Origin of the sequence: Streptomyces sp. NTH33 (assembly GCF_003236365.1) — a bacterium.
Classification (GTDB): Bacteria; Actinomycetota; Actinomycetes; order Streptomycetales; family Streptomycetaceae; genus Streptomyces.
In genome coordinates, this window is the sequence record NZ_POTZ01000766.1 from 1 (window position 1) to 2034 (window position 2034).

The window sequence follows — 2034 nt, forward strand, 5'->3', positions numbered from 1 at the left end:
GGTGGGGGGAGACGGGAACGGGTCCTGACCTCTGGGGGTCAGGACCCGAACTGAGCAGCTCCGCCAGCTGGATTCGAACCAGCACTACAGGGCTTCAAAGGCCCGCGGGCTACCAGTTACCCCATGGCGGATCGCTGCATCAGACCTTACCGGAGACGTGCTGGGGCCTGTGCCACCATTCCATTCCACCAGCCCTCGATGCGGCGATAGAGCTCAGCGCCCTGTGATACGCGGATCACAAGGCAGCCCCGGTAGTTCTCGCCCACGTTCTTGCGGACGGTCTTCGGGTTGTGTTTCTTGATCGTCGTCCTCTGGAACGTGGCAGCGTCGACGCCGACCAGGTCGGCCCAGTAATGCTTGGCTGCCTCCACGTCTGCCGTCATGTGAATCATCACGCGGTACTGCAGGCGCTCCGCCTCAACGTCCAGGAGGCTCAGCCAAGCGAGATAGAGCTGGACCACACCGGGGTCGCTGTTGACGAAGATGACGGTTTCCCGCCGGCCGTACGGTTTGTCCTTCGTTCCCTCTGCCCAGTAGAGGGCTACCCCAGCCATGAAGAGGTCCCGATCAGACATCTCCCCGACCTCCTGCGCGGCAGCGGCCTTGGTTTGCTGTCGTGCCTGGTCGCGTACGGCGAGCTCGTGCTCCCACCTCTTCCGCGCTGCCAGCTTCGCCTGCTCCGACGGGTCGCGTCGCTCGGGCTTCGGCAGGTCCCGTACCCACAGCGAGATCGAGCTCTTCGAACACCCCAGCTCCACCTGGATCCGGTCGTACGTCCAGCCCTGGAGGCGAAGCTCGCGTGCCTTGTCGCGCAGGCCGTCCTTCGCGTTCGGCCGCCTGGTCCACTCCGGGGGCGGTTCGCCCTCCAGGAGGCGGTTGAGGATGTCGTTGTTGTCGACGTGCAGGCGGTCTCGGATCTGCCGTCGGCTGAGTCCTGCCCGCCGCAGCGCGATCGCCCGCTCCCGCAGGTCCTCGAAGTCGGCGTACTTGCCTGGTGCATGTGCCATGGGCATACCGTCCGGGCGGAATGTCTGGTTCCGGGGTCGAACGGGGGAGGTTCAGCAGTTCGAGGGATTCCGGCTGGTTTCGCCGTCATTCGATTACGGAGCGTGGTCCGGTTCCGCACCCGGAAGTCGGCGGAAAGGCCTGGGCGGCCGCCCGTAGGCTGGGGGTATGACCACGACGGGGGAAGACCGAGCCACGGCCCCGGCCGGGCCGTGGTGGTGGGCGCGGTGGCGTGGTGCGGTGCTCGACGGGAGCCTTGCGCTGGTGTCCGCGCTGGAGTGTGGGATCGAGGGGGTGCCGTTCGCGCGGGACGCGGGGGTTCCGGCGGCCGTGGGGGTCGTGTTCGGGGTACTCGCGGGGTCCGTGCTGCTCGTCCGGCGGCGGTGGCCCGTCGCCGTGGTGCTGGTGGCGATCGCCATCACGCCGGCCCAGATGGGGTTCCTGCTGGCGACCGTCGGGCTCTACACCCTGGCCGCGTGCGAGGTGCCGCGCCGGGTGATCGCCGCGCTGGCCGGGATGTCCTTGCTCGGGACGATGATCGTGACGTTCGTGCAGGTGCGGCAGGACATGGCCCGGGGGGATCTGACCCTGGGGAACTGGTTCGTGCCGTTCGCCGCCGTCAGTGCCTCGCTCGGGCTGACGGCGCCGCCGCTTCTGCTGGGGCTGTACGTGGGGGCGCGGCGGCGGCTCATGGAGAGTCTGCGGGAGCGGGCGGACAGTCTGGAGCGGGAGTTGCAGCTGCTCGCGGAGCGGGCGGAGGAGCGGGCCGAGTGGGCGCGCAACGAGGAGCGGACGCGGATCGCGCGGGAGATGCACGACGTGGTCGCGCACCGGGTGAGTCTGATGGTGGTGCATGCGGCCGCGTTGCAGGCGGTGGCGCGGAAGGATCCGGAGAAGGCGGTGCGGAATGCCGCTCTGGTCGGGGACATGGGCCGGCAGGCGTTGACCGAGTTGCGGGAGATGCTCGGGGTGTTGCGCAGTTCGGAGGGGCAGGTGCCCGCGCAGGCGCGTGGGCGTGCGGGGCGGGCC

At 69.1% G+C, this 2034-nt stretch carries 2 protein-coding genes and 1 tRNA gene; 1 reads left to right on the plus strand and 2 read right to left on the minus strand.

Features of this window, described 5'->3' with window-relative positions:
- Positions 1-58 precede the first annotated feature (58 nt).
- Together C1I97_RS35995 and C1I97_RS36000 are read right to left on the minus strand one after the other, a co-directional pair.
- Positions 59-131 (minus strand) — tRNA-Gln (locus C1I97_RS35995).
- Positions 132-146: 15 nt separating this feature from the next.
- Positions 147-1007 carry a hypothetical protein gene (locus C1I97_RS36000; protein WP_111007128.1) on the minus strand — a complete coding sequence of 287 codons (861 nt, stop codon included), beginning with the start codon at positions 1005-1007 and terminating at the stop codon, positions 147-149.
- A 166-nt stretch (positions 1008-1173) separates the two neighbouring features.
- On the opposite strand from C1I97_RS36000, the gene C1I97_RS36005 reads away from it, so the two are divergent.
- Positions 1174-2034 (plus strand): sensor histidine kinase (locus tag C1I97_RS36005; RefSeq protein WP_220040889.1); only part of this gene is annotated, 861 nt, incomplete at its 3' end.

Excerpts from the sequence above, each read along its gene's own strand:
- C1I97_RS36000 (WP_111007128.1), bottom strand. The coding sequence starts at position 1,007 with ATGGCACATGCACCAGGCAAGTACGCCGACTTCGAGGACCTGCGGGAG.